Source organism: Streptomyces corchorusii (assembly GCF_001514055.1).
Classification (GTDB): Bacteria; Actinomycetota; Actinomycetes; order Streptomycetales; family Streptomycetaceae; genus Streptomyces; species Streptomyces olivaceoviridis.
On the sequence record NZ_KQ948356.1, the window covers coordinates 580597 to 606509 of the forward strand.

Genomic DNA, 25913 nt, shown 5'->3' on the forward strand with positions numbered 1-25913 from the left:
CGGGGTGGGCCGAGCGGGTGATCGGGGGACGGGGCGGGGCGGCGACCGTCCCGGCCGGGGCGTGGGCGGGGCGGGCGCCTTACCTCTTCGCCGCCTTGGCCGCCTTCGCCGCCGCCTTCATCTCCTGTTTGTGGGCGCGGACCTTGGCCAGGGACTCGGGGCCGGTGATGTCGGCGACGGACCGGAAGGACTTCGCTTCCCCGTAGGCTCCCGCGGCCTCCCGCCAGCCCTCGGGCGCGACGCCGAGCCGCTTGCCGAGCAGGGCCAGGAAGATCTGCGCCTTCTGCTTGCCGAACCCCGGCAGGTCCTCCAGCCGCCGCAGCAGCTCGGCTCCGCTGTCCACGCCCCGCCAGACCGCCTCCGCGTCCCCGTCGTAGTGCTCGACGAGGTACTGGCACAACTGCTGGATCCGCTTCGCCATCGAGCCCGGGTAGCGGTGCACCGCGGGCTTCTCGGAGAGCAGCGCGGCGAAGGCCTCGGGGTCCATCGCCGCGATCTCGTGCGCGTCCAGGTCGTCCGTGCCGAGCCGGTCGGCGATGGTGCGGGGTCCCTTGAACGCCCATTCCATGGGGATCTGCTGGTCCAGCAGCATCCCCGTCAGCGCGGCGAGCGCGGAGCGTCCGAGCAGCGCGTCGGCCGCGGGGTCCTGGGCGAGGTGCAGGGTGACGTCCATGCGTCGATGATCCCGCGCGCGGGACGGCTCCGCCCGCCGGGTGGCCACTCGCCCCCGGTGGTCCCCGGCCCGCCCGCCGCCGCTCACCGCGCGCGCCAGTACCCCAGGGCGTGCACCCGGTGCTTCGGCACACCGAGGTCCTTGCGGACGTGGGCCGCGAGCGTGCGGGTGGTCGCGGTGTCGCAGGCGATCCAGACGTACGGGTGCGGGGTGCCGGCGAGGACGGCGGGCAGCTCGGCGCGGACCCGTTCCACCAGGTGGGCGCCCGCGTCCCGGCGCGGCACCGCCCGCACCTCGTGCCGGTCGGCCTCGGTCCGGCAGGGCAGCCCCGCCGGGTCCCCCTCGAACCAGACGGTGGCCGGGGCCGGGCCCAGCGCGCCGAGCAGGGAGTTGAGCGCGGGCAGCGAGGCCGGGTCGCCGATCGCGACGACGTGGGACGGCGCCGGTTCGGGGTCCCGGAAGCCGGTGCCCTGGACGGTGGCCTCGATCGTGTCGCCGGGCCGCGCGGCCCGCGCCCAGTCGGAGGCCGTGCCCGCGTGCAGGGCGAACTCCAGGCCGAAGGTGCCGGCGGCGGGGTCGGGGTCGACCAGGGTGTAGGCGCGCTGGTGGGGCCGGCCGTCGGCGGAGAACCACAGCCGTACCCACATGGTGGGGTGGACGCCGGTCGCGGCGAGCAGTCCGCCGTCGCTCAGCCGGAGCCGCCGGTACCGCGGTGTCACGTCCTCGGCGTGGAGAACGGTCAGCAGGAAGTCCTTGGCGCCCAGCAGTCTGAGGACCGCGCCTTCCCAACCCCGCCCCTGCCCCATGGCTCCTCCATCGTTCGCGTACGATTCCCGCACAGAAGTTAGGCAAGGCTAACCTAAAGAGCAAGGCGCAGGAGATTCCCGGGTGACCATCGAGACCTACCGCGACGCCTGGGGCATCCCCCACCTGCGGGCGTCCAGCGCCCGTGAACTCGCCCGCGCCCAGGGCCGGGTCACCGCCCACGACCGGGCCTGGCAGCTGGAGGTCGAACGCCACCGCGCCCAGGGCACCTCCGCCTCCTTCCTCGGCGCCGAGGCGCTCTCCTGGGACGTCTTCGCCCGCCGGGCCCGGCTCGACGACACCGCCCGCCGCTGCTTCGCCACGCTGGAGCGGCGGGACCCGGAGACGGCCGACTGGGTGCGGGCGTACGTCGACGGGGTCAACGAGGGGCTGCCCAACGGCGCCGGCCGCGCCCCCGAGTTCGCCCGTGCCGGTCTGGCCCCCGGCCGCTGGCAGCCGTGGACGCCCCTCGCCGTCTGGCTCGGCACGCACATCCTCTTCGCGGGCTTCCCGGCCAAGCTCTGGCGCGAGCGGGCGATACGGCACCTCGGCCCCGAGGCGGTCGGCCTGTTCGCCACCGACGGGCCCGGTACGGCGGGCAGCAACGGCTGGCTGGTCACCGGCGACCGCACGGACACGGGGCACGCCCTCATCGCCGGCGACCCGCACCGCTTCATCGAAGCCCCCGGCGTCTACCAGCAGATCCACCTCTCCTGCCCCGAGTTCGACGTCGTCGGCCTGGCCGTGCCCGGCGTCCCCGGCATCGCCCACTTCGGCCACACCGGCACGGTCGCCTGGGCCATCACCAACGCCATGGCCGACTACCAGGACCTCTACCGCGAACGGCTCCGACGCACCGGCGCGGGCATCGAGGCCCTGGGCCCGGACGGCACCTGGCACCGCGCCACCCGCCACACGGAGACCGTCCACATCGCGGGCGAGGCCCCCATCGAGATAGAGCTCGTCGAGACACCCCGGGGCCCGGTGATAGCCGGGGGACCGGAGGGACTTGAGGCGATCGCCGCGCGCCCACCGGAGAACGCGGACGCCTTCCGGCGCGCGACGAGGAGGCCCGCCGACCCCGCTCCCAACTCCTCCCCGCCCCCCGCCGCCTCCCCGGCCGGCACGTCCGAGCGTCGGTCCGGGAGGTCCGCCGAGGCGGGCCCCGTGCGCGGACGCGGGGACGCCGAGGGCGGGGACGTACCGCCGGGGCCCCGCGCATCCGGCGGCGAAAGCCGCGCCGGTGGTGCGGGTGGGAGCGAGGACCCGGTCGACGGCGCCGCCGAGGCGCTCGCCCTGCGCTACCCGCCCCGCGTGACGGGGGACCTCGGGTTCAGCGCCCTCCTCCCCCTTCTCCGCTCCCGCACGGTCGCCGACATCGACACGGCCCTGGACGCCTGGACCGAGCCGGTCAACGTCGTACAGGCAGCCGACACCGCCGGAGGCACCCTGCACCGCGTCGCCGGCCACGTCCCGCGCCGCGCCGAGGCCAACCGCCTGAAGCCGGTCCCCGCCTGGGAGCCCGGCCATGAATGGCAGGGCGCGCACGAGACGCCGTACGCCCGCCCGGCGACCGAGAACGGCATCGCGGTGATGGCCAACGCCCGCGGCCTGGCCGCCCCCCTCGGCGTCGAGTTCGCCCCGCCCCACCGCGCCGCCCGCATCCGCGCCCTGCTCGACGCGCGCCCCACCTGGAGCGCCGACGGCATGCCCGCGATCCACACCGACACCCACCTCGGTTCCGCCGCGGCCCTCCTGGATCGCCTCGCCGCCCTCACCGGACTCAGCCCGGCCGCGGCGGCCCTCCGGGACCGTCTGCTCGCCTGGGACCGCCGGATGGCGGCGGACAGCACGGACGCGGCGGCGTACGCGGCGGTGCGGAGCGCGGTCGTGCGCCGGCTCGCCGCCCACCCGGTGTTCGCCCCGCTCACCGAGCCCCCGGCCTACCCGGACGTCCTGCTCCCGTGGCTGGCCCTCGTCCCGCGCGTCGGCCACGCCCTCGAACACCTCCTGCGCGCCGGGGACCTGTACGGCATCGACCGCGCGGCAGCCGTCCGTGGCGCCCTGGAAGAGGTCGCCGCCGCACCCCCCACCGGTCCCTGGTCGGCCACCCACCGCCTGGCCCCCTGGACGGCGCTCCGGCCGGCCCCCGGCCCCGGCGCGGACGGCCCCGGTCTCGCCGGTGACCACGACTGCGTGCTGTGCACCTCCGCCGTGCCCGGTCTCACCGACCGCACCGCCCGCGGCCCGGCCGCCCGCTACGTCTGGGACCTGGCCGACCGCGCCAACAGCCGCTGGGTGGTCCCGTTCGGCGCCGACGGCGTACCCGGCGCCGCCCACCACCGCGACCAACTCCCCTTGTGGACCGCGGGCGAACTGGTCCCGGTGGTCACCGACTGGACCCGGCTCACCCCCGAACCCATGGACGAACCCGAGGAAACCCAGGAGACCGAGGAATCCGATGACTGACCTGCACGTCCAGCACATCGACGGTTACGGCACCGTCCGCGTCCGTCCCCTCGACCCGGAGGGCGACGCGGACCTGATCCACGCCTGGGTCAGCGACGAACGCGCCGCGTTCTGGGGGATGAACGGCCTCACCCGGGACCGGGTCGCCGAGGTCTACGCCCACATGGACACGCTCGACACCCACCACGCCCACCTGGTCACCGTGGACGGCGGACCGGCCGCGCTCCTCCAGACGTACGAGCCGTCCGCCGACCGGGTCGGCGAGTGCTACGACGTCCGCCCCGGCGATCTCGGCGTCCACCTCCTCCTCGCTCCCGCCGGTCCCGCCGGCGCGCGCCCCGGCTGGACGTCCGCCCTGGTGAAGGCGATCACGACCTACGTGCTGCTGGTCCTGGACCGCCACCGGATCGTGATCGACCCGGACGTGCGCAACGCCAAGGCCATCGCCCGCTTCGAACGCCAGGGCTTCGAGCGGGGCCCGGCCGTCGTCCTCCCCGAGGTCGACCTGCCCGACGTGTACCTGCCTCGGAAGCACGCGCAACTCGCCTTCCTGGACCGGGCGGCAGCCTTCCCCGGGTGACGACGCCCGACGACGGGATCGCGCTCCCCCTCTTGCTCCTCGCCCCCACCGGCCGCCGAACCGCCCCGACCTGGTGAGCACGCGGCCGGTTCCCCTCGTACCTACGGGGAGGCACGGGTGCACGGTGGGAACGGAGGCTGACGGTGCTGCGCGACGCGGACAACGACGGAGCCCACGGCGGAGACCGTGAGCGAGCCCGGGACGGCGACCGGCGACCGCGCGGCCGACGCGGCCCGTCCCGGCGCCCGGCAGAGACGTTCCTGCTGCTCCTCCTGCTCCCCGCGCTCCTCCCCGCCCTCCTCCTCGGCACGGCGGCGCCCGCCTCGGCGCACGCCGTCCTGCGCGCGACGGACCCCGCCGACGGAACCGTCCTGCGCACCGCCCCCCGCCACGTCACCCTCGCCTTCACCGAGTCGGTCGGCCTGCTGACCGACTCCTTCCGGGTCTACGACCCCGCGAACCGCCGCCTCCGCACCGGCCCCGCAGGCCACGCCGCCGACCGCTCCGACACCGCGCGCGTCACCCTCCCCGCCCGGCTCGCCACCGGGACGTACACGGTCGCCTGGCGGGTGGTGTCCGCCGACAGCCACCCGGTGTCCGGCGCGCTCACCTTCTCGGTCGGGAAACGCACGGCTGCACCGGCGGCCCTGCCCCAGGACCGCACGGAGAACGGGGCCACCACGGCCCTGCACACCATCGCGCGCTACCTCGCCTACCTCTCCCTGGCGCTCCTCCTGGGCACGGCCGCGTTCGTGGCGTACTGCCGCCCGCCGACGACGGCCCACCTGCGCGCCCCCGCCCTGGCCGCCGCGGTGACCCTGGTGGCCTCCACCCTCGCCGTGTACCTCCTGCGCGCCCCCTACGAGGAGGCCGCCTCCCCGACGACCGCCTTCTCCCTCTCCGCCCTCACCCACACGGCGACGACCCGCCCCGGCCGGCTCCTGCTCCTCCGCCTGGCGCTGCTGCTCCTGGCCGCGGTCGCCGCGGTCCTCCTCGGAACCCTCCGCGTCCGCCTCCCGCGCCGCGCCACCCTCGCGGCGGCCGCGGCCCTCGCCGTCGCCCTGGCCCTGACCTGGTCGGCGTCCGACCACGCCTCGGCGGGCGTCCAGGTCCCGGTGGCGATCGTCTCGTCCACCCTGCACCTGCTGGCCACGGCGGCCTGGCTGGGCGGCCTGGCCGCGCTCCTGTGGACACTGCGGCGCGCCCCGGGAACGGCTGCCGTCCCGCCGGCCCGGGTCCCGGCCCGCTTCTCCCGCCTGGCGTTCACATCGGTGGTGGTCCTGGTCGTCACCGGCGTCTACCAGTCCTGGCGCGGCCTGGGCTCCTGGCAGGCACTGACCGGCACGACGTACGGCCGCACGCTCCTGGCGAAGCTGGCGCTGGTCACCGCGCTGCTCCTCGCGGCGGCCTGCTCCCGCACCTGGACCGCCCGCCTGACCCGTCCCGCGGGGGCCGCCGTCCGCGCCCGCGTCCCCGAACCGGCCTCGGGCCCACCGCTCCCCGAGTTCCCCCCGGAACCGCCCCCGGCCCCGCCGCTGCGCCTCCTGCGCCGCTCGGTCCTCCTGGAGGCGGTGGCCGCCGCGCTGGTCCTGGCCCTGACCACCCTCCTGACCGGCACCGTCCCCGGCCGCGCCGCGACGGAGTCCGCCCCGTCCGCGCCCTTTGCGGCGACGGGCGTCCAGACGGCCTCGGTCATCACGATCCCCTTCGACACCGGCGCGCCCGGCGGCCACGGCAAGGTCCAGATCACCCTGGACCCCGGCCGCGTCGGCACCGGCTCCCTCCAGGCGGTGGTCTACGGCCCCGACGGCGGCCTCGCCACGGTCCCCGAGCTCCGCGTCACCCTCACGCTCCCGGCACGGCGCCTGGGCCCCCTGGACACCCGGCTCACCGATCGCGGCGGCTACTGGTCCACCCCCGCCTTCACCGTGCCCCTGCCCGGCACCTGGACCGTGAAGGCGACGGTCCGCGTGTCGGACCTGGACCAGGTGACGGTGTCGGCACCCGTGCGGGTGACGCGGTAGGTGCGAGGGGGGCCGGATGGGGTCAGACGGCGTGCAGGAAGAGCTGCGGGGACCAGCCGGTGCAGTGTCCGGGACCCGCCTCGTCGATGGCGCCGGCGCACGCCCTGACCTTGAAGTTCCAGTCGCCGCGCGCGGGCGCGTCGACCGTCGCGACCCGGTACTCGCCCATGCGCAGCTGCCAGCTGTACCAGCCGAGCCGTGACGGATACGTGTACCGGACCTCGTAGTAGGAGTAGTGGGGGCTGGAATAGCCGCCGTAGTACACCCTCAGCGTGTTGGCGCACCCGTCGAAGCGGGCACCGGCGTACGGGGTGTCCGCGTACTTGAACCGCTTGGGCGTCCCGCCCAGGTCGGTGCCGCCCCCCGGCGCGTACGCGTCCTCGGACGCGCACTGGCCCGCCGGGGCGGAGACGGACACCCGTGCCTGCGCCGCGGTCGCCCTGCCGCCCACGAGGACGACGGGGACCAGCAGAGCCGCGGCAGCAGCCACAACAGGGAACGAACGCCCCAAGGCCCTCACCTCCAGCGAAAGAACCTCAGCCACCACAGTGCCCTTTCGCCCCACAGGTCGCATCCGCTGACCTGGATCACCGGCCGCAGGCGCATCCGGTCGCCGTCGGGGTCTCCTCGGTGCCCTGGCCGGTGCAGCAGCCCTCGCCGGTGGCGTCGGGGCCGGCGCTCCTGCCGAGGGTGTCGGCGTCGGCCTTCACGACGTACACCTCCCACGGCTCCTTGCCGGGTCCGTGGACCCAGACCTTGTCCTGGAGGGCGTAGCAGCAGGAGGTGTCGTTCTCCTCGAAGGCGGCCAGGCCGGCGTCCTTGAGCCGGGTGGCGGCGGCGTTGACCTGTTCGGTGGACTCGACCTCGACGCCGAGGTGGTCCAGGCGGGTCTCCTCGCCGGGCTCGCCCTCGATCAGCACGAGCTTGAGCGGGGGCTCGATGACGGCGAAGTTGGCGTAGCCCTCGCGCCGCTTGGCCGGTTCGGTGCCGAACAGCTTCGAGTAGAAGGCGATCGACGCTTCCAGGTCACTGACACGCAGGGCGAGCTGAGCGCGGGACATGACGGGCTCCATCCGTTGTATTGATGTCTGTCGATGCAAGATTGCGTGCTGGATCGAAGACTGTCAACATAGAGGAATGTCGAATCAAGAGCTGAGGGTGCTCGGTCAGAGCGATGGCGCCGGAGCGTGCTGCCCCGGGCTGCTGACCGCTCCCCTGGACGAGGACCAGGCCGTGGAGCTGGCGAAGGTGTTCAAGGCGCTGGGCGATCCGGTGCGGCTGCGCCTGCTGTCGATGATCGCCTCGCGGCCGGGCGGCGAGGTCTGCGTCTGCGACCTGACCCCGGCCTTCGACCTGTCCCAGCCGACGATCTCGCACCACCTGAAGCTGCTGCGGCAGGCGGGCCTGATCGACTGCGAGCGGCGCGGCACCTGGGTCTACTACTGGCTCGTCCCGGAGACGACCGACCGGCTCGCCGGCATCCTGACCCGTCCGGCCGGCGAGCCGCTGCCCGAGCGCACCGCGCCGGCCGGAGCCGCGTCGTGAGCCCTGCCGCCTGGTTCTGGGTGACGCGTTGGCCAAGGTGACCGTCACCGGAGTCTCCCTGCCGATCGCCCTGGGCCTGCTCGTGATGATGTACCCGGTGCTGGCCAAGGCCCGCTACGACCGCCTCGCCACCGTCACCCGCGACCGCCGCCTGCTGCTGCCGTCCCTGCTGCTCAACTGGATCGTCGGCCCGGCGCTCATGTTCGCGCTGGCGTGGCTGTTCCTGCCGGACCTGCCCGCCTACCGCACCGGCCTGGCCATCGTGGGCCTCGCCCCTGTCCTCATCGGCCTGGTGTACGTCGCCCTGTACGCCCGCCGCTGCTTCACCGCCCCCGCCGCCCCCGCGCCCCAAGAGGAACCCACCCATGCCTGACAGTGCCACGCCGTCCGTGCTCTTCGTCTGCGTCCACAACGCCGGACGCTCCCAGATGGCCGCCGCCTTCCTCACCCACCTGGCAGGCGACCGCGTCCAGGTCCGCTCCGCCGGCTCCGCCCCCGCCGACACCGTGAACCCGGCCGTCGTGCAAGCCATGGCGGAGGTGGGCATCGACATCACGGCCGAGGTGCCCAAGGTGCTCACGGTGGAGGCGGTCCAGGCGTCCGACGTCGTGATCACCATGGGCTGCGGCGACACCTGCCCGGTCTTCCCCGGCAAGCGCTACCTCGACTGGGAACTCCCCGACCCGGCCGGGCAGGGCGTTGAAGCGGTCCGCCCGATCCGCGACGAGATCGAGCAGCGCGTCCGCGGCCTGGTCGACGAGATCGCCCCGGCGAACTGACCGTGGGTACGGCCGCCAAGCTCATCCATGTGACCGGAGTCATGCTCAGGAAGGTCGCTTCGGCAAGTCGGAGACGCCCTCTGGGCACCGCTGGAGCGGGCCGGGAACCCCACTGAGACGGAAACCGAGACGGGCGAACGCCAGAGGGCCGGACCAGTTGACGTGGTCCGGCCCTCTGGGCTGGCGGAGGATACGAGATTCGAACTCGTGAGGGGTTGCCCCCAACACGCTTTCCAAATGTTCGTATGGGGTTCCGGCGGGGGTCGTGGGCGTCCTGACCTGCGGCGGAGCGTTCAGGGCGGCCTTGTCCGGACGGGGCTGGATGGGGGTGAACGCAACCAGAACTGCAACCATGCGGCCCGGGTAACGGGTGAGACGGTGGCGGCAGAGCGGTCAGCCAGCGTCCACAGAGCAGCCGGCTCACTCCCTGCTCCGCGCACCTGGGCCGGCCGCCCAACGATCTGCCCGCCTGTACACTCATCCCTCGAAAGTGCTTGCCCCTGGGCTTGCGCGAAGTTTTTCGGTGACCATAGCGGTGGGGAAACGCCCGGCAACATTCCGAACCCGGAAGCTAAGCCTGCCAGCGCCGATGGTACTGCGAGGGGGACCTCGTGGGAGAGTAGGTCGTCGCCGATCTTTGTTTGAGGGCCGCTTCGCCTCGCGGGGCGGCCCTCGTCGTTTATTCGTGAGTGTCGTCGTAGGGGCCGAGGAAGCGCTCGCCGTTGAAGTGCACCATGTGTGTCTCGTCCTCCGCGACCCAGACTTCCGTTTCCCACGCGATGTCGGCTGCGAACCGGCGGAACTTCATCTTCGTCGGGAAAGCAGTGACGAAGACCAGTCCCGGGCGCGCTCCCTCGAAGAGCTTCTTGAGCTGCGCGACCCGCAGACCGTTGACTGGCCCGGTCGAGGTGACTGCCTCTACAAGCACCAGCCAGTCCCTCTCCGTGTAGTGAATGACCACGTCAGGCATCTTGCCGTGAGCATCCACGACCACGCCGAGCTCGGCGAGGTACTCGCGTTCGTTGACGATCCACTTGGAGCCCGTATCGCCCAGGTAGACGACCGTGCCTCCCGGGGTGAACTGCGATGCGAAGCGTTCGACGACAGCCCCGATGAGTTCGCTGTGCTCGCCAGGGCTGAGCACGACCTCCCTCCCGTTGGGAAGCCTGACGGGGACTCGATGAACCGACCTCTCGGCAGCCCAGAGCTCGATCAGCTTCTCCCATTCGGTGTGGAATTCGTCAAGCGAGTCCTGCCATGTCGAAGTTCCGTAGGTCGTTAGCGCCCTTATAGCCAGCTGGCTCGGGTGGTATCGGTTGTTCTTATCGTTTGTGGCCCGTCCAGGGGCGTCAGAATTCTTGACGAGGATGCCGGCATCGATGAGATGGTGGACGGATTCCTTGCGCACTGACTCGCGGCTGTTAGGGGCGTACCTGCTCGGGTCCTTCGTCCCTTTCGGGATGTCGGGGTAGTGGGCGACCATCCAATCCATGCACTCGGTGATGCCGAGGGTGTTGGAGCTCGCCTCCGTCCATTCCTGATCCGGGCGAAGGTCGAGCATTGCAAGCAGGACCAGCGCGGTCCGGGTGTTCTGCTGCTTCTGAGGCATCCCTATGGCGGCGAGAATATCCCTCGCCTCTTCGAGCTTCTTTTCTTGCTGTGCCTTTGTCACTCGCTGGCCCTCCCCAGTCACATCGATGCAGTGAGTGTTGCTCAGGCTACAGGGCATCGGGGAGCACGCTGCCAGTCGAGGGGGCCCATCTTGAGGGACGTCAACTTTCAGCCATGTCGACCTTGATCAGTCATTCTGCGGCGGTACTCGTGGACCCTACGCTTCGCCGGACGAGACGGTCTCCTCCAGCTCCAGATGACGTTCGACGAGGTCGTCGAGTTTCTCTTGATCGGGCCACCCATCCTCTATCCACTCGCCACCGATTGCTTGCAGCTGGGCCTCGCTTGGGTAGCGGAGGTTCCGTAGGTCGGTCGCGTTCACCTGGGTGTGGCCGCTGAACCGACGAATGAGCCGGTCTAGCAGGGTGGAGTTGAGCCAGAAACAGAGACCGCGTGCGACGTCCTTGGGGAGTCCGGCCCCTGCCCTGTGGAACACGTTTACGTGATTCTCGAATCCAATCCGAGGGCCGGGGGTCACTTCCGGATCGAATACGGTAGCGACCACTCGGCGCTTCTCCTCCTTGGAGGAGAGGCGTTTCACCACAACGTAATACCCGGATGGGAAAGTCATCTTATGGGTGTCTGGGGTGAGCATGATCGCATTGTTTTTCTTGGCGCCGGGCACAGGCCAATAGATTCCGCCGTTACGCATGTGAAGCGGATAGATGAGGGGAACCGTGCCCTCCTCCGGGTCGGCTCGCAGGTGCTCCTTGGAGCGGAAGTCCACAACGCGCCCCGTCGAAACCTGGCAGTCAATTTGTGTGAGAGTTGCGGGAAGGTTGGCATGGGTAGCCGCGAGCTGTGCGTCTTCCTCATCTGCGCTGATGTGGATGAAGTGCTCGCCGTCTTCCGGATTCACCATCTCGCTGTACTCCACCGAGCGGCTGCGGATTGCACCGCCGTAGCTGTGACTTGAGGAAACGATGATGGATCCTCGGTCGGATGTGTCGGTGCGCGTTGCCGAGAAGATCACGTTCTCCTGGAGCACGTCCGTATCGGCGAATACCTTATTTCGCGATTCAAACAGGTGCACGCGGTCAATGCGCATGCGGTCCAGAAGATACTTGCGGAACGGTCGGAAGTAAGGGCCGTTCGCAAAACTCCGGGGCGTGATGGCGACGAGCTGGCCGCTTGGGGCGAGGAGGTGAATCCCCAGTGCCATGAATGCCGAATAGAGGTTCGAGGTCTCTGTGCAGGCCGCAGCAACTGCCCTGCGCTCACGTGAGTTGGCGGCCAGCTTCTTGTAGGGGGGGTTCATGACTACGAGGTCGAACGGACCCCGATCCTCACCGAACAGTCCTGCATCCTCGGTCGCCCAGGTGATGAAGTCGTCCTTCACCAGGGTGGTCTCGACCCTTCCGCCGGTCGCTTGGGCCGTGCTCGCGCAGTCTTCCAACGTTGCAGAGAGGGTCTTGTGAAGCTGTGGATCGTTCTCGCATACGGTCACGTTGATCTGGGCTTGTGGGTGTTCGCGGAGGATGCGCGATACGACCGAGGCAGTCAGAGACCCCGCCCCAGCACCGGGGTCGAGGAGCCGAATCGGGGCTGCGCCGTCTAGCCGCGCCAGCGAGGCAATGAAGTCCGCAGCGGGGGCAGGCGTGAAGTACTGACCGCGCTTCGCACGCTCCTTGGGGTCAAGAGCCGAAGATGACTCCTGCCTCCTCGCTTCCGTGCGGGTCACAAGATCCGTTTCCGCTGCTGCTACCTCTGCTACCTCTGCTGCCATGGGCACAGCGTAGCCAGATCGCGCCGGATCCGATGAGCCTGTGGAAAACCCTTCGGGTGATCGCTTCTACCGGATGCACGGCTGCTCGCCGAGGGCTGCAAAGTGGAGCGCGAAGCTGTCGGTCAGACTTGCGGACGCGGCCTTTACCTTGGTCGGGGTAGCGAGGGGCGGGAAGCCAATAATCCCGGATTCGGTGTCTGCCCCATTCCCTGGGTGAGGAGAAAGGGGCGCGGCCCGCCGCGGTTGTCTGACTACAGCTCGCGCAGGCCGGTCAGGACTCGCCCGATGAGCATTGGGGCGGCTTGCTGACCGCCGGAGCCGGGCTCAGCAAGGGTGATTCTGGGACGAGCGGGAACCTCTGCCCAGACGACCTTTCCTGGGTATGGCTGTGAGTAGCCCCAGCGGCTGGCCATGGCCTGGATGAGGACGAGCCCGCGGCCCCCGCCGGCGCTGGCGTCATGTGGGCGAGGTGCCGGCGGTCGTGGGTCGGGGTCGCTGATTGCGAGGATAACGCCATAGTCGATGGGCCAGAGCATGAGCCTGATCGTGCCGAGGTCGGTGGATTCGGACGTGTCCGTCGGCTGCCGGCCATCCGATCAACCAGTCGGCGATCTGGCGCATCGAGAGCGGCAAACCTCATCGCAGGGTCAACCTCGACGAGGCGCTCGGCTTCTGCAAGGTTTTCGACATCACCATGCAGGACCTGATCGGACCGCCAGGAGAGCTGGCCACGCCCCGCATCCGCCAGCTCGCCCGTGAGTACGTCCAGATGACGCTGGAGTACCGCCAACTGCGAGCGGCGATCGACCGGAACCAGATGTACCTGCACGAGATCCAGATGGAACTCGACGCCTACGGGGACAAGGGGCCCGAGCAGAGAGGACAGGTCGACGAACTCCTCCGGCTCGAAGAGCGAGCCGCGATGAAAGGCCGACACCCGTCCCGGGCACACCTGCGAAACCAGGAGCAGTCACCCGCTGGCGAGTAGCCGGCCGTTGCCACCTTTTACGGCGCTACGAACGCCGAGAAACCTCACGCGCGGCGACCTCTGTCGCCGACGATCACCCACCCATCCATCCCTGAACGACGACGCCAGCCAGGCCGACGGGAGTTGCCGCTCCCGCGACGCCGCGATGCTGGCGGGAGGAGTACCCCTTGTCGCAGTCCGCCCTGCCCATTTTCCAGATAGCCCAGCTCCCGGACGTCCCCGAAGACGCCCTGCGCACCCTGATGGCCGCGCGGCGATCCGCCGGCGACACAACCCTGGTCGCCCTCACCGTCGCCGAGGCCGCCCGCCGGATCGGCATCGGCCGCACCAAGCGGTACGAGTACGTCGCCTCAGGCGAGATCGCTTCCGTCAAGATCGGCAGCTTGCGCCGCATACCAGCAGAGGCAGTGAACGACTTCCTGGCCCGCCGCCTGTCGGCAACCGACTTCGGGGCCGCCGCGTGACTCGAGCCTCCGCACCGAAGTCCCGCCAGCCCAATGGGGCCTCGTCCATCTTCCAGGGCAAGGACGGCCGTTGGCACGGCTACGTCACCGTCGGGACCAAGGACAACGGCAAGCCCGACCGGCGCCACGTCAGCCGCAGGACCCGCCCCGAGGTCACCAAGCTCGTACGCGAGTTGGAACGGCAGCGCAACAAGGGCACGGTCCCCAAGGCGGGCCAGAGCTGGACACTGGGCAGCTGGCTGACGCACTGGGTGGAGGACATTGCCGCCGCGCACGTCTCGGAGAACACCATCGACGGCTACCGCGTCGCGGTGAACCACCACCTCATCCCCGGCCTCGGCGCCCACCGCCTGGAGAAGCTCGAACCCGATCACCTGGAGCGCTTCTACAAGAAGATGCAGGACTCCGGCAGTGCCGCAGGCACCGCTCACCAAGTCCACCGCACCGTGCGCACCGCACTCAACGAGGCGGTCCGCCGCGCCCACCTTTCTGCCAATTTAGCCGCGATCGCCAAAGCCCCGCGCCTGGAGGGAGAAGAGGTCGAGCCGTACACGGTCGAGGAGGTCCAGCGCCTCCTCGCCGAAGCGGGCAAGCACCGCAACACCGCCCGCTGGGTCATCGCGCTCGCCCTGGGCCTGCGCCAGGGCGAGGTCCTCGGTATGCAGTGGGACGACGCCGACTTCGAGCTCGGCGTCATCCGCGTACGCCGTGGTCGGCTGCGGCCCCGCTACAAGCACGGCTGCGGCGACCGCTGCGGACGCAAGCCCGGCTTCTGCCCTCAGAAGATCAACACCCGGCGTGAGACGAAGAACGCCAAGTCCCGCGCCGGTCAGAGGCCCATCGGCGCCCCCGACGAACTCCTCCAGCTCCTGCGCCAGCACAAGGAGGAGCAGGCACGTGAGCGAGCCCGGGCCCGTGACCTGTGGACGGAGAAGGGGTACGTGTTCACGTCGCCTACTGGCGAGCCCCTGAATCCGAACACGGACTACCACAAGTGGAAGGAGCTGCTGAGGGCCGCAGGCGTCCGAGATGCCCGCCTTCACGACGCCCGCCACACTGCGTCGACGGTCCTGCTCATCCTCGGCGTCCCCGACGCGGTCGTCGACGCCATCATGGGCTGGGAGCCCGGCAAGTCCGCCCGAATGCGCCGCCGCTACCAGCACCTGACCAGCCGCGTCCTCAAGGACACTGCTGCCAAGGTCGGCGGCCTCCTGTGGGGCACGGACCAGACTCCGAAAAGTGCTGCGTCGGAGGCTGGCCAGAGCCCCGTCCCTGCCGAACTGGTGGTGCACGTTGCCCGCCTCGGCGGGCGACGGGTTCCCTTCCTTCACCGTGAGCACGCCGACGAGGTCGTCGCACGGTGGAGCGAGGACTGGCCCGACCACACGGCCGAGGTCGAGGAATGGGACCGCTGGCGCTGGGAACAGCAGGACCCCGACGGCGCGAGCGCCATCCGCGACCGCGTGCCGGAGCGGGCCGTGGTCTTCCACGCCCGAGCTCTGTTCCTCCCCGGTGGCGACCGCGCGGCGACAGGACTCCCCGAGCAGTGGTCGGTGCCGGCCTGGGACTTCGAGACCGACCGCTACACCGACCGCGCCTCGGCCTGGCGCACGGCTCGCCGCCCCGGCTCGGGCCAGGAGGTCGAGGCCCAGGTGCGAGGCACGGATAAGGCGGCCGTCGAGGCTGCCTTCGCCGAGGCTTGCGCACAGGCTGTGGACCGCGCCCGGCATCCGGGGAAGTACGGCGACACCGACGAGTGGTGACCTTGAGGGTGGCCGAACCACTGCGTGGTTCGGCCACCCTCAAACGTTCAGGCCCCAGGTTTCCCGTCCAGTACGCCCAGGTCAGAAGGGTGCCGCTGGTGGGGCCTCACCGTCAAAGCTCTGCGGGGCGGGCTGACCGGAAGCGACGCTTCTGTTCATCCGCTCCCCACGGCTCCGCATAGTGCATCTCAGCCAGGACCGTCCGCAGGTCGGTGTGTTCGAAGTGGCCCTTGTCGGCCAGGTGGATGATCACGCCCACCAGCTCGCGATACGTCCGCAGGCGGCCCACCTCGAGCCCGTATCCGTCCCAGTGCTCTGCCGGACGGCACCGATAGTGGTGCACCACCCACTGGGCGCGGGGTGGAATGTCGCGTGGATTGATGCTGTGGGCTTCGAAGTCATTGGGTTCGGCAGCGGCGATCCGCTCTCGCCGGCCCCGCTCGAACGCCTCACGGGCTTCATGTGCCTTCTTGTGCTCGCCGCTGCTGAGTGACAGCTCGCCCTCGCCCGGGGCGACCTCTTGGCCGCACTGCTGGCAGTAGGCCGTGATCTCCGCAGTCAGCTGCCGTCGGGCTTCGCTGTACGGCTCGCCCGTCTCAGCCATCCGGGCTCGGATTTCCTGCTTGCGGGCGCGACCTCTGGTCATCGGGTGTCCTCGCTGACGGAGCCCCACACGCACCGTCGCACCACGGTTGACCTGGGCAAACAGCCTCGTGCGAGTCGGTGACCCTTGTCCTCGTCGCTACTGGCGGTGTGGGCGCGTCTGTAGCTCGGAAGCGGGCGCGCACGAGGCGCCGCTACGAGCGGAGTATAGCGACACATGGCCTTGCGGCGCGCTGCTCGTCGAAGCGGTGCCGAGCTCGCCGTCGCGCGCTGGGCGGTCAGTTTTTTGTTAGGCGCAGCGCCAAAGCGCGAAAGGGGTGACGGCAACTGCAACCACACACGTCGAAGGGCCCCACTGCGAACAGTGGGGCCCTTCGACAACGTGCCTGGTGAGGCACTGGCGGAGGATACGAGATTCGAACTCGTGAGGGGTTGCCCCCAACACGCTTTCCAAGCGTGCGCCCTAGGCCTCTAGGCGAATCCTCCGCCGGAAACATTACATGACCGAGGGGAGTGCTCGCGAACTCGTTCCCGCAGGCCGTCCCCGGGTGGGGTCGCGGGCCCGATCGGGTTCGGACCGCCGCCCGCCATCGGGTACTGTGGGGCACAGCCCCTCACGCGGCGCTATCTGACTGAACTCCCCCAGGGCCGGAAGGCAGCAAGGGTAGGTCGGCTCTGGCGGGTGCGTGGGGGGCCCTTGCGTTCCGGGGCCCGGGGTGCGCGTCCGGGGCGGGCCCGGTTGTCAGTGGGCGCCATTAACCTCGTATGCGTGTCGTCTCTCGCGCTGTACCGCCGCTATCGCCCGGAGACCTTTGCCGAGGTCATCGGGCAGGAGCATGTCACCGACCCGTTGCAGCAGGCGCTGCGGAACAACCGGGTCAATCACGCGTACCTGTTCAGCGGTCCGCGCGGATGCGGCAAGACGACCAGCGCGCGCATCCTGGCCCGCTGCCTGAACTGTGAGCAAGGTCCCACCCCGACGCCCTGCGGAGAGTGCCAGTCCTGCCGCGACCTCGCGCGCAACGGACCCGGATCGATCGACGTCATCGAGATCGACGCGGCCTCCCACGGTGGTGTGGACGACGCCCGTGAGCTGCGCGAGAAGGCCTTCTTCGGCCCCGCGAGCAGCCGCTACAAGATCTACATCATCGACGAGGCCCACATGGTCACGTCGGCCGGCTTCAACGCGCTGCTGAAGGTCGTCGAGGAGCCCCCCGAGCACCTGAAGTTCATCTTCGCGACCACCGAGCCCGAGAAGGTCATCGGGACCATCCGGTCGCGGACCCATCACTACCCGTTCCGGCTGGTGCCGCCCGGCACCCTGCGGGACTACCTCGCCGAGGTGTGCCAGAAGGAGGACATCCCGGTCGAGGACGGCGTACTGCCGCTCGTCGTGCGCGCGGGCGCCGGCTCCGTGCGTGACTCCATGTCCGTCATGGACCAGCTCCTCGCCGGTGCCGGGGCGGACGGTGTGACGTACGCCATGGCCACCTCCCTCCTCGGCTACACCGACGGCTCCCTGCTCGACTCCGTCGTGGAGGCCTTCGCCACCGGTGACGGCGCCGCCGCCTTCGAGGTGGTCGACCGGGTCATCGAGGGGGGCAACGACCCGCGCCGCTTCGTCGCCGACCTGCTGGAGCGGCTGCGGGACCTGGTGATCCTCGCCGCCGTGCCCGACGCCGTGGAGAAGGGGCTCCTCGACGCCCCGGCCGACGTCCTGGAGCGGATGCAGGCCCAGGCCGAGACCTTCGGCGCCGCCGAGCTGAGCCGCGCCGCCGACCTGGTCAACGAGGGTCTGACCGAGATGCGCGGCGCCACCTCGCCCCGCCTCCAGCTGGAACTGATCTGCGCCCGCGTCCTGCTCCCCGCCGCCTACGGCGACCAGCGGTCCGTGATGGCCCGGCTCGACCGCCTGGAGCGCGGCATCGGCTTCTCCGCCGGCGCCGGTGCGCCGGCCATGGGGTACGTCCCCGGCCCCGAGGCCCACGGCGGCGCCCTCGCACCGGGCGCGGGTGCCGGTCCGGGTGCGGGTGGCTCGCCCGTGCCGCCCGGCGCGGGGCCCGCGGCGGCTCGCGCGGCGGTCCGGGCCGTGGGGGGACCGGCCGGGTCCGGTACGCCGGCCGTGGTTCCGGCCGGTCCGGGTGAGTCCGCTCAGGTCGCCCCCGTCGCCCCGGCCGCTCCGGTGCCTACGACTCCTGCCCCTGCCCCTGCCCCTGCGGCCACGCCCGCGCCAGCGCCCGCTCCAGCCGCCCAGACTCCGGCTGCCCCCGCCGCTCCCGCTCCCGGCGCCTGGCCCACCGCCGCCCCCGCCGGCGGCGGCCGACGCCCCGGCGGCTGGCCCACGGCCACCGCTCCCGGCGGTCAGCCGGGGCAGAGCCAGGGCGCAGGGCAGGGTCCCGGCCGTGCGGCTGCGGCCCAGCCCCAGCCGGCCCAGCCCGCGCCCCCGGCCGCCCCGGCCCCGGCGCCCCAGACCCCCGCCCCGGCCGCTCCCACCGGGGGTCTCGACCCGCGCGGGCTCTGGCCGAACATCCTGGAGGCCGTCAAGAACCGCCGCCGCTTCACCTGGATCCTGCTCAGCCAGAACGCCCAGGTGACCGGCTTCGACGGCACGACCCTCCAGCTCGGCTTCGTGAACGCCGGCGCGCGTGACAACTTCTCCGGCAGCGGCAGTGAGGACGTGCTGCGGCAGGCGCTGGCCGAGCAGTTCAACGTGCAGTGGAAGATCGAGGCGGTCGTCGACCCGTCGGGCGGCGGTTCCGCTCCACCGGTCGCCGGTGGCTACGGCGGAGGCGGAGGCGGCGGCTACGGCGGCTCCTCCGCCGGTGGCCATGGCGGCGCCCCCGGCGGCGGTGGCTACGGCGCCCCGGCCGCGCCCCGCCCCGGAGCCTCCCAGCCGTCCCCGCAGCCGCCCGCCGCCCCGCGCAGCGGCGCCCCCGCCGCGCCTGCCGCGCCCGCCCCGGCACCCCGGCCGGCCGCCGCGCCCGAGCCGCCGCCCGTCTCCCCCGAGGACGACATCCCGGAGGACGACGACCCGGATCTCGACGAGTCGGCGCTGTCCGGGCACGAGCTGATCGTGCGGGAACTGGGGGCGACGGTGGTGGAGGAGTTCTCCAACGAGTGAGGGCCCGCGGACGGGGAACGGCTCGCTTTGGAGGAAAGTCCAACAAACCCGGCGCCCGGGCTTCGGCAACCTTGCCATTAGGCTGACCCCGTGAAGGTCCTCGTCATCGGCAGCGGCGCCCGCGAACACGCCCTGTGCCGCTCCCTGTCCCTCGACCCCGACGTCACCGCGCTGCACTGCGCCCCCGGCAACGCCGGCATCGCCGAGGTCGCCGAGCTGCACCAGGTCGACGCGCTCGACGGTGCCGCGGTGGCCGCGCTGGCCACCGGCCTCGGCGCCGAGCTGGTCGTCGTCGGCCCGGAGGCCCCGCTGGTCGCCGGCGTCGCCGACGCCGTCCGCGCCGCGGGCATCCCGGTCTTCGGCCCCTCGCGGGAGGCCGCGCTGATCGAGGGGTCCAAGGCCTTCGCCAAGGACGTCATGGCGGCGGCCGGCGTGCCGACCGCCCGCTCCTACGTCTGCACCACCGCCGAGGAGGTCGCCCAGGCCCTCGACGCCTTCGGCGCCCCCTACGTCGTCAAGGACGACGGTCTCGCCGCTGGCAAGGGCGTCGTCGTCACCTCCGACGCCGAGGCGGCCAAGGCGCACGCCGCCGAGTGCGAGCGCGTGGTGATCGAGGAGTTCCTCGACGGTCCCGAGGTGTCCCTGTTCGCCATCACCGACGGCGAGACGGTCGTCCCGCTCCAGCCCGCCCAGGACTTCAAGCGCGCCCTGGACGGCGACGAGGGCCCGAACACGGGCGGCATGGGCGCGTACTCGCCGCTGCCGTGGGCCGACCCGAAACTGGTCGACGAGGTGCTGGAGACGGTGCTCCAGCCGACCGTGGACGAGATGCGCCGCCGGGGCACGCCGTTCTCCGGGCTGCTCTACGCCGGTCTCGCGATCACCTCGCGCGGGGTCCGGGTCATCGAGTTCAACGCCCGCTTCGGCGACCCGGAGACCCAGGTCGTGCTGGCCCGGCTGCGGACCCCGCTGGCCGGTGTCCTGATGGCCGCCGCCACCGGCAACCTCGCCGACCTCGCGCCGCTGCGCTGGAGCGATGACGCGGCCGTCACCGTCGTCGTCGCCTCGCACAACTACCCGGGCACCCCGCGCACCGGCGACCCGATCACCGGCCTGGACGAGGTGGCCGCCGAGGACGCCCCGCACGCGTACGTGCTGCACGCCGGCACCAAGCGGGACGGCGACGCGGTCGTCAGCGCGGGCGGACGCGTGCTGTCCGTCACGGCCACCGGTCAGGACCTGGCCGAGGCGCGCGAGCGGGCGTACCGGGCGGTGGGCCGGATCCGGCTCGACGGCTCGCAGCACCGCACCGACATTGCGGCGAAGGCGGCGAAGGCGGCACAGACGCAGGCGTGACCACGGCCGGTACGGCTCCCTCGTACCGCCCCTCGCACCCCCTCAGGCCCCGGAGACAATCCGGGGCCTGATCTTTGCTGTCTGTCACCCAGCTCTGACCAAAGCCATTCCATCGAGTGAGCAATCGCCCATATGGCTGACGGGGGCCGGTGCCCCAACTAGGGTGCCGCGCAAGCGTTCCGGCACTTGGCCCACCGGCATTGCGATGTCAGTGGCGGGTGCCACAGTGGGGGAGTGAGCAAGACCAGGGCAGCACGCGATCGCCAGGGAGGGGGCGAGATCGGCACGTGAGCGGAATCGGTGTGGAGGCGGGCGCGCAGGCCGCGCGCTCCCGGGCCCTCGCCGTGCTGCGGGTCCGGGGCCGGGCGCTGGCCGTGGCGCTGCTGCCCGCGGGCACCGAGGTCATCCTGCTGACCGGTGCTTCCACCGGCCGTCTCGTCGGCCCGGGGTGGGACGCCGCCCGGTGGGTCGTCGGCGTGCTCGCGGTGCTGGTGCTGCTGGCCGCGGCCGGTATCGCGGTGGTCGTGGCCCGGGCCCGCCCCGCCATGAGTCCCACGGTGCCGGTCCCGGAGGGCTCGGCCCCCGACCTGTACGGGATGGTGCGCGACCTCGCCGACCGGCTGGACGTGCCGGCGCCCTCGGCCATAGCGCTCACCCCGGACTGCGACAGCTGGCTGGAGGACCGGGCCCACTCGGCCCACGGACCGCCCCCGCGTCCGGCGCCCGACGAGATAGCGGGCCCCGGCCGCCGTCGGACCCCGGTCGCGCCGGTCCTCGTCATCGGCTCCCCGTTCCTGTGGTGGATGCGCGTCGGCGAGCTGCGCGCGGTCCTCGCCCCGGTCATCGCCGGTACGGGCCCCTCGGCCCACCCGGACATAGCCGCCGCCCGTCGCTTCGTGCGCGGGCTGGACGCGGCCGTGGCCGTCGCCTCGACCGGGGGCCGCCGCCCGCTGACCCGCGGGGTGTGCGCCGCCCTCGGCTGGGTGGCCCGGCTGCTGCTGCGCGGCTGCCGGGAGCACGCGACCCAGATGGAGCGCGGGGTCGCGGCGGCAGCCGCCGAGCGCGCCCAGGCGGTGGACTACGGCCTGCGGATCGTCGCGCAGGAGCAGGTCGGGCTGGCGTACGCCGGCTGGGACCGGCTGCTGACGAGGGTGGCGCTGCCGGCCTGGCGCATGGGGCGGTGGCCGTCCCGGCTCGACGCGGGGGTGGTGGCGGCGCTCACCGAGCTCTCCCGCCGGGACCGGCTCGCCGAGGGCTTCGCCTCCCGGCTCGGCGAGCGGCCCGCGTGCGACCTCCTGGAGGAGCCCGGCGCGGTCGACGAGGCCGCCTCCCTCCTCGCCGCCCGGCTCTTCCACGGCGGTCCCGCCGAGTCGGGCCCCGACTGGGCGCCGGTGGACTGGCAGGCGTATCCCGAGGAGGTCGTGGACCGCACCTGGCGCGCCGAAGCGGCCCGCCTGCACCGCGTCCTGGACACCCTCGGCGTCCGCCCCTCCCCGGACCCCCGGACCCCCGGCCCCGGCGGCCCCACCCTGGCCCGGGTCCTGGACCACCTCACGGCTACCGCCGAGGACGGGGGCTGGGGCGAGATGGACGCCGACGCGGGTACCGGTGCGGGTGCGGGTGCGGCGGGTCCCGGGGCCGCCGGGTCTCCCGCAGCGACCGGCGTGGTGGCCTGTGGGGCTTCCGGCGCCGGAGGAAACGGCGCTGGGACCGACGTGAGTGCCGTGGCTACCGGGGCCTCCGGTTCCGCCTCCCGCCCGGACCAAGCCGCTCCGGGCGCCCAAGGCGCCGTGGCCGCTGGGGCCCCTGGCGCCGGAACCGACGGCGCCGGCCCGGAGGCGACGGGTGCCCCGGCCCCCAGCGCTTCTGCCTCCGGAACCGACGGCGCCGGCACGGGGCCGACGGACGCCCCGGCCGCTGGGCCTGCCGCTTCCGGAGCGGCCGGCACCGCCCCGGGTGCGACGGGCGCCCCGACTCCAAGCCCTTCCGCCTCCGGGACCGGTCCCTCCGACTCCCAGGCCGACGACGCCGCCAGACCAGCCCCCACCGATGCCCCTGCCGGTCCCCCCACCGATGCCCCTGCCGGTCCCCCCACCGATCTCTCCGCCGCCGACAGTGCCCCCGCCGCTCGGGAGCCCGGCCCCCAGCTCCCCTTCGGTGAGGAAGAAGACCCCACCACCGAGCGCAGTGCCGTTCTCGCCGCCGGGCTGAGTGCCGAGCTGGCTCGGGAGGAGGCCGCCGGGGTGGACGCGAGCGCCGCGGGCCGGCGGAGTCCCGTCAGTGCCCAGTGGGACGAGTTCGCCTGCGGGCTGCCCCTCTTCCCGCTGCAACCCCAGCGCACCGCCCGCGAGCTGCTCGCCGACCACGTCACGGCGATGGTGTGCTGCGCGGCCGTGGACACCGCCGGTGCCGTCCCCGCCCTGGACTGGCTGGACGGTCCCTCCCTGCTGCTGGGCGGTGAGCGGGCCGCCGACCTGGCCCCCAAGGTCCTGACCCTCATCGAGGAGGGAGACCCGGGCCCGCTGCGCGACTGGCTGGCCGCGTCCGGCATACGCCCGGAGAAGCCCGTACGTCTCGTCTGACCGGACCGTGAGCCTGCCGGTCCCGCCGGTCCGCGCGTCGCACTCCGTAACGGAAAGGCGACTTCCAGTTCAGGTCAATTCGGCACGACTAGTGACTGTCCCCGTGCGTTATGTGATGTGCTGGGACCGACCACGCCTTTGGCAAAGGCACGCGACATACGACAGTACGGCCGAGCACAGCGAGAACAGTGAGCACCACCGAGACAGGCACGGGGGCCTGAGGGAGGGGAGCGACCATGGCCTCGGACCACATCCGCCGCTGGGAGTCCGGAGCACTCGCGCACGCCGTCACGGACCCCTTCGGACAGGGCCCGGTGCCCTGGCTCCGCGGCAGTGAGACGTACTTCGACGACACCGGCCACGTCGTGCCCTGGTACGTCGACCCCAGCCCGCAGCAGCTCACCGGCGGCGACCGCGCACGCGTCCCGGCGCCCCGCGCGTCCGGGCCCGGCCCCCGCTCGGCCGACGACGTGCACCGGCAGATCAAGGGCTTCACCTCCACCGGCGCGGTCGCGCCCGGCGAGGCGATCGACTTCCACATCACGGTCGACCCGCCGCAGCAGTTCAGCGTGGACATCTACCGCATCGGCCACTACGGCGGCGACGGCGCGTCCAAGATCACCACCAGCCCCCGCCTCTCCGGCATCGTCCAGCCCCCGCCGCTGACCGCCGACCGCACGGTCTCCTGTCACCACTGGTGGCTGTCCTGGCGCCTCCAGGTGCCCTCCTACTGGAGCATCGGTGCCTATGTGGCCGTCCTGACCACCACCGACGGCTACCGCTCCCACGTGCCGTTCACGGTCCGCGACGACCACCCCGCCGACCTCCTGCTGCTGCTGCCGGACATCACCTGGCAGGCGTACAACCTCTACCCGGAGGACGGCCACACCGGCGCCAGCCTCTACCACGCCTGGGACGAGAAGGGCCGGCTGCTGGGGGAGGCCGACGCCGCGACCACCGTCTCCTTCGACCGGCCGTACGCCGGCGCGGGCCTGCCCCTGCACGTCGGCCACGCCTACGACTTCATCCGCTGGGCCGAGCGCTACGGCTACGACCTCGCCTACGCCGAGGCCCGTGACCTGCACGCCGGCCGGATCGACCCCACCCGCTACCGGGGACTGGTCTTCCCGGGCCACGACGAGTACTGGTCGGTGCCGATGCGCCGGGCCGTCGAGGACGCCCGCGACCGTGGCACCTCGCTGGTCTTCCTCTCCGCCAACACCATGTACTGGCAGGTGGAGCTGGGCCCGTCCCCGTCCGGGGTCCCGGACCGGCTGCTGACCTGCCGCAAACGCAAAGGCCCCGGCCGACCGGTGCTGTGGCGCGAGATCGACCGGCCCGAGCAGCAGGTGGTCGGCATCCAGTACGCGGGCCGGGTCCCCGAGCCGCACCCGCTGATCGTCCGCAACGCCCGCCACTGGCTGTGGGAGGCGACCGGCGCCCACGAGGGCGACGAGATCGCGGGCCTGGTCGCCGGTGAGGCGGACCGTTACTTCCCACGCACCCCACTGCCCGAGCACGACGAGCGCATCCTGCTCGCCCACTCCCCCTACACCGACAACGACGGCGTCCTGCGCCACCAGGAGACGTCGCTCTACCGCGCCCCCTCGGGCGCCTGGGTGTTCGCCTCCGGCACCTTCGCCTGGTCCCCGGCCCTGGACCGTCCGGGCCATGTGGACGCCCGGGTCCAGCGCGCCACGGCGAACCTGCTGGACCGCATCTGCAAACGCGACTGACGCGACTGACACCTTGCGACCCGCACCCGGCACCCCGGCCGGCACCCCCGGGCGCGCCCTATCACCCCCATACGGGAGAATCGAGGCATTGGACAGAACCACGGGGAGGAACCGTGTCCGGATTCGTAGAAAAGCCCGAGCCGATCGAGGTTCCGGGCCTGGTGCACCTGCACACCGGAAAGGTGCGCGAGCTGTACCAGAACGAGGCGGGCGACCTCGTGATGGTCGCCAGCGACCGCATCTCCGCGTACGACTGGGTGCTGCCCACGGAGATCCCCGACAAGGGCCGCGTCCTCACCCAGCTCTCCCTGTGGTGGTTCGACCAGCTCCGCGACCTCGCCAGGAACCACGTCATCAGCACCGAGCTGCCCGAGGGCGCCCCGGCCGACTGGGCGGGCCGGACGCTGGTGTGCAAGTCCCTGAAGATGGTCCCGGTGGAGTGCGTGGCCCGTGGCTACCTCACCGGCTCCGGCCTCGTCGAGTACCAGGAGTCCCGTACGGTCTGCGGCCTCGCCCTCCCCGAAGGCCTCGTCGACGGCTCCGAACTCCCCGCACCGATCTTCACCCCGGCCACCAAGGCCGAGGTCGGCGAGCACGACGAGAACGTCTCCTACGAGGAGGTGGCCCGTCAGGTCGGCGCCGAGACCGCCGCCCAGCTGCGCCAGGCCACGCTCGCGGTGTACTCGCGCGCCCGGGACATCGCCCGGGACCGGGGGATCATCCTGGCCGACACCAAGTTCGAGTTCGGCTTCGACGGCGACACGCTCGTCCTCGCCGACGAGGTCCTCACCCCGGACTCCTCCCGCTTCTGGCCGGCCGACCAGTGGCAGCCGGGCCGCGCCCAGCCGTCGTACGACAAGCAGTTCGTGCGGGACTGGCTGACCTCGCCGGCGTCCGGCTGGGACCGCAAGAGCGAGCAGCCCCCGCCGGCGCTGCCGGAGGAGGTCGTGGCGGCGACCCGGCAGAAGTACGTGGAGGCGTACGAGCGGCTGACGGGCACCAGCTGGTCGTAGGGCATGAAGAAGACCC

19 protein-coding genes, 1 tRNA gene, 1 rRNA gene, 1 other RNA gene and 2 pseudogenes are annotated in these 25913 nt (G+C 72.0%); 16 read left to right on the top strand and 8 right to left on the bottom strand.

Features of this window, described 5'->3' with window-relative positions:
* Positions 1–79 precede the first annotated feature (79 nt).
* Both AQJ11_RS18190 and AQJ11_RS18195 read right to left on the bottom strand, forming a co-directional pair.
* Entirely contained in the window at positions 80–673 is a 594-nt protein-coding gene (locus tag AQJ11_RS18190) for an HhH-GPD-type base excision DNA repair protein (protein ID WP_014673629.1), read from the bottom strand.
* Between the two features lie 83 nt (positions 674–756).
* Positions 757–1479, bottom strand: a complete 723-nt coding sequence (locus AQJ11_RS18195; protein WP_014673628.1) for a siderophore-interacting protein — start codon at positions 1477–1479, stop codon at positions 757–759.
* An 82-nt stretch (positions 1480–1561) separates the two neighbouring features.
* Here AQJ11_RS18195 and AQJ11_RS18200 point away from each other — a divergent pair, with 82 nt between their 5' ends.
* The 3 genes from AQJ11_RS18200 to AQJ11_RS18210 all read left to right on the top strand — a co-directional run bounded on the left by AQJ11_RS18200 (position 1562) and on the right by AQJ11_RS18210 (position 6550).
* On the top strand, positions 1562–3946 hold the full coding sequence (locus tag AQJ11_RS18200; RefSeq protein ID WP_059263734.1) for a penicillin acylase family protein: 2385 nt from the start codon (positions 1562–1564) through the stop codon (positions 3944–3946).
* Entirely contained in the window at positions 3939–4526 is a 588-nt protein-coding gene (locus tag AQJ11_RS18205; protein ID WP_014673626.1) for a GNAT family N-acetyltransferase, read from the top strand. The genes AQJ11_RS18200 and AQJ11_RS18205 overlap by 8 nt, the downstream gene beginning before the upstream one ends.
* A 143-nt stretch (positions 4527–4669) precedes the next feature.
* Entirely contained in the window at positions 4670–6550 is a 1881-nt protein-coding gene (locus AQJ11_RS18210; protein WP_059263735.1) for a copper resistance CopC/CopD family protein, read from the top strand.
* A 22-nt stretch (positions 6551–6572) separates the two neighbouring features.
* On the opposite strand, the gene AQJ11_RS18215 is transcribed toward AQJ11_RS18210, so the two are convergent.
* Positions 6573–7040, bottom strand: a complete 468-nt coding sequence (locus AQJ11_RS18215) for a hypothetical protein (RefSeq protein WP_014673624.1) — start codon at positions 7038–7040, stop codon at positions 6573–6575.
* Positions 7041–7137: 97 nt separating this feature from the next.
* Entirely contained in the window at positions 7138–7611 is a 474-nt protein-coding gene (locus tag AQJ11_RS18220; RefSeq protein ID WP_059263736.1) for an ArsI/CadI family heavy metal resistance metalloenzyme, read from the bottom strand.
* 76 nt (positions 7612–7687) lie between these two features.
* Between AQJ11_RS18220 and AQJ11_RS18225 the strand changes: the two genes are divergently transcribed.
* The 4 genes and pseudogenes from AQJ11_RS18225 to rrf all read left to right on the top strand — a co-directional run bounded on the left by AQJ11_RS18225 (position 7688) and on the right by rrf (position 9510).
* On the top strand, positions 7688–8095 hold the full coding sequence (locus AQJ11_RS18225; protein WP_059263737.1) for an ArsR/SmtB family transcription factor: 408 nt from the start codon (positions 7688–7690) through the stop codon (positions 8093–8095).
* Between the two features lie 10 nt (positions 8096–8105).
* Positions 8106–8369, top strand: a pseudogene (locus AQJ11_RS18230) (ACR3 family arsenite efflux transporter); the annotation flags it as partial.
* Positions 8370–8460: 91 nt separating this feature from the next.
* Positions 8461–8874 carry an arsenate reductase ArsC gene (locus AQJ11_RS18235; RefSeq protein WP_059263738.1) on the top strand — a complete coding sequence of 138 codons (414 nt, stop codon included), beginning with the start codon at positions 8461–8463 and terminating at the stop codon, positions 8872–8874.
* Between the two features lie 519 nt (positions 8875–9393).
* Positions 9394–9510, top strand: a 5S ribosomal RNA gene (gene rrf / locus AQJ11_RS18240).
* A gap of 43 nt (positions 9511–9553) precedes the next feature.
* Here rrf and AQJ11_RS18245 read toward each other — a convergent pair.
* Positions 9554–10546 (bottom strand): BsuBI/PstI family type II restriction endonuclease, encoded by a 993-nt coding sequence (locus AQJ11_RS18245; RefSeq protein ID WP_079082342.1) that lies wholly within the window; start codon positions 10544–10546, stop codon positions 9554–9556.
* Between the two features lie 156 nt (positions 10547–10702).
* Positions 10703–12271, bottom strand: coding sequence for an Eco57I restriction-modification methylase domain-containing protein (locus AQJ11_RS18250; RefSeq protein ID WP_059263739.1), 1569 nt, complete (start codon positions 12269–12271; stop codon positions 10703–10705).
* 577 nt (positions 12272–12848) lie between these two features.
* On the opposite strand from AQJ11_RS18250, the pseudogene AQJ11_RS18255 reads away from it, so the two are divergent.
* The 3 genes and pseudogenes from AQJ11_RS18255 to AQJ11_RS18265 all read left to right on the top strand — a co-directional run.
* A pseudogene (locus AQJ11_RS18255) lies at positions 12849–13259 on the top strand (XRE family transcriptional regulator); the annotation flags it as partial.
* A 167-nt stretch (positions 13260–13426) separates the two neighbouring features.
* Complete coding sequence (locus AQJ11_RS18260; RefSeq protein ID WP_059263740.1) at positions 13427–13723, top strand: excisionase family DNA-binding protein; 297 nt, start codon at positions 13427–13429, stop codon at positions 13721–13723.
* Complete coding sequence (locus AQJ11_RS18265; RefSeq protein WP_059263741.1) at positions 13720–15486, top strand: tyrosine-type recombinase/integrase; 1767 nt, start codon at positions 13720–13722, stop codon at positions 15484–15486. The genes AQJ11_RS18260 and AQJ11_RS18265 overlap by 4 nt, the downstream gene beginning before the upstream one ends.
* Positions 15487–15598: 112 nt before the next feature.
* Here AQJ11_RS18265 and AQJ11_RS18270 read toward each other — a convergent pair whose 3' ends face one another.
* Both AQJ11_RS18270 and AQJ11_RS18275 read right to left on the bottom strand, forming a co-directional pair.
* Positions 15599–16132: a hypothetical protein gene (locus AQJ11_RS18270; RefSeq protein ID WP_159061674.1), complete on the bottom strand. Its 534-nt coding sequence runs from the start codon at positions 16130–16132 to the stop codon at positions 15599–15601.
* A 355-nt stretch (positions 16133–16487) separates the two neighbouring features.
* Positions 16488–16575: transfer RNA gene (locus tag AQJ11_RS18275), tRNA-Ser, on the bottom strand.
* Positions 16576–16694: 119 nt separating this feature from the next.
* Between AQJ11_RS18275 and ffs the strand changes: the two genes are divergently transcribed.
* The 6 genes from ffs (at position 16695) to AQJ11_RS18305 (ending at position 25897) form a co-directional block, all read left to right on the top strand.
* Positions 16695–16791, top strand: an RNA gene (gene ffs / locus AQJ11_RS18280) — signal recognition particle sRNA small type.
* 67 nt (positions 16792–16858) lie between these two features.
* Complete coding sequence (locus AQJ11_RS18285) at positions 16859–19210, top strand: DNA polymerase III subunit gamma and tau (protein ID WP_059263743.1); 2352 nt, start codon at positions 16859–16861, stop codon at positions 19208–19210.
* Between the two features lie 90 nt (positions 19211–19300).
* Complete coding sequence (gene purD, locus AQJ11_RS18290; RefSeq protein WP_059263744.1) at positions 19301–20566, top strand: phosphoribosylamine--glycine ligase; 1266 nt, start codon at positions 19301–19303, stop codon at positions 20564–20566.
* Positions 20567–20853: 287 nt separating this feature from the next.
* Positions 20854–23148 carry a hypothetical protein gene (locus AQJ11_RS18295; RefSeq protein WP_208616550.1) on the top strand — a complete coding sequence of 765 codons (2295 nt, stop codon included), beginning with the start codon at positions 20854–20856 and terminating at the stop codon, positions 23146–23148.
* A gap of 236 nt (positions 23149–23384) precedes the next feature.
* A complete protein-coding gene (locus tag AQJ11_RS18300) occupies positions 23385–24884 on the top strand; it encodes a N,N-dimethylformamidase beta subunit family domain-containing protein (RefSeq protein ID WP_059263746.1) in 1500 nt (499 codons plus the stop codon).
* Positions 24885–24997: 113 nt separating this feature from the next.
* Complete coding sequence (locus AQJ11_RS18305) at positions 24998–25897, top strand: phosphoribosylaminoimidazolesuccinocarboxamide synthase (protein ID WP_014673612.1); 900 nt, start codon at positions 24998–25000, stop codon at positions 25895–25897.
* The last annotated feature ends 16 nt before the right edge of the window (positions 25898–25913 follow it).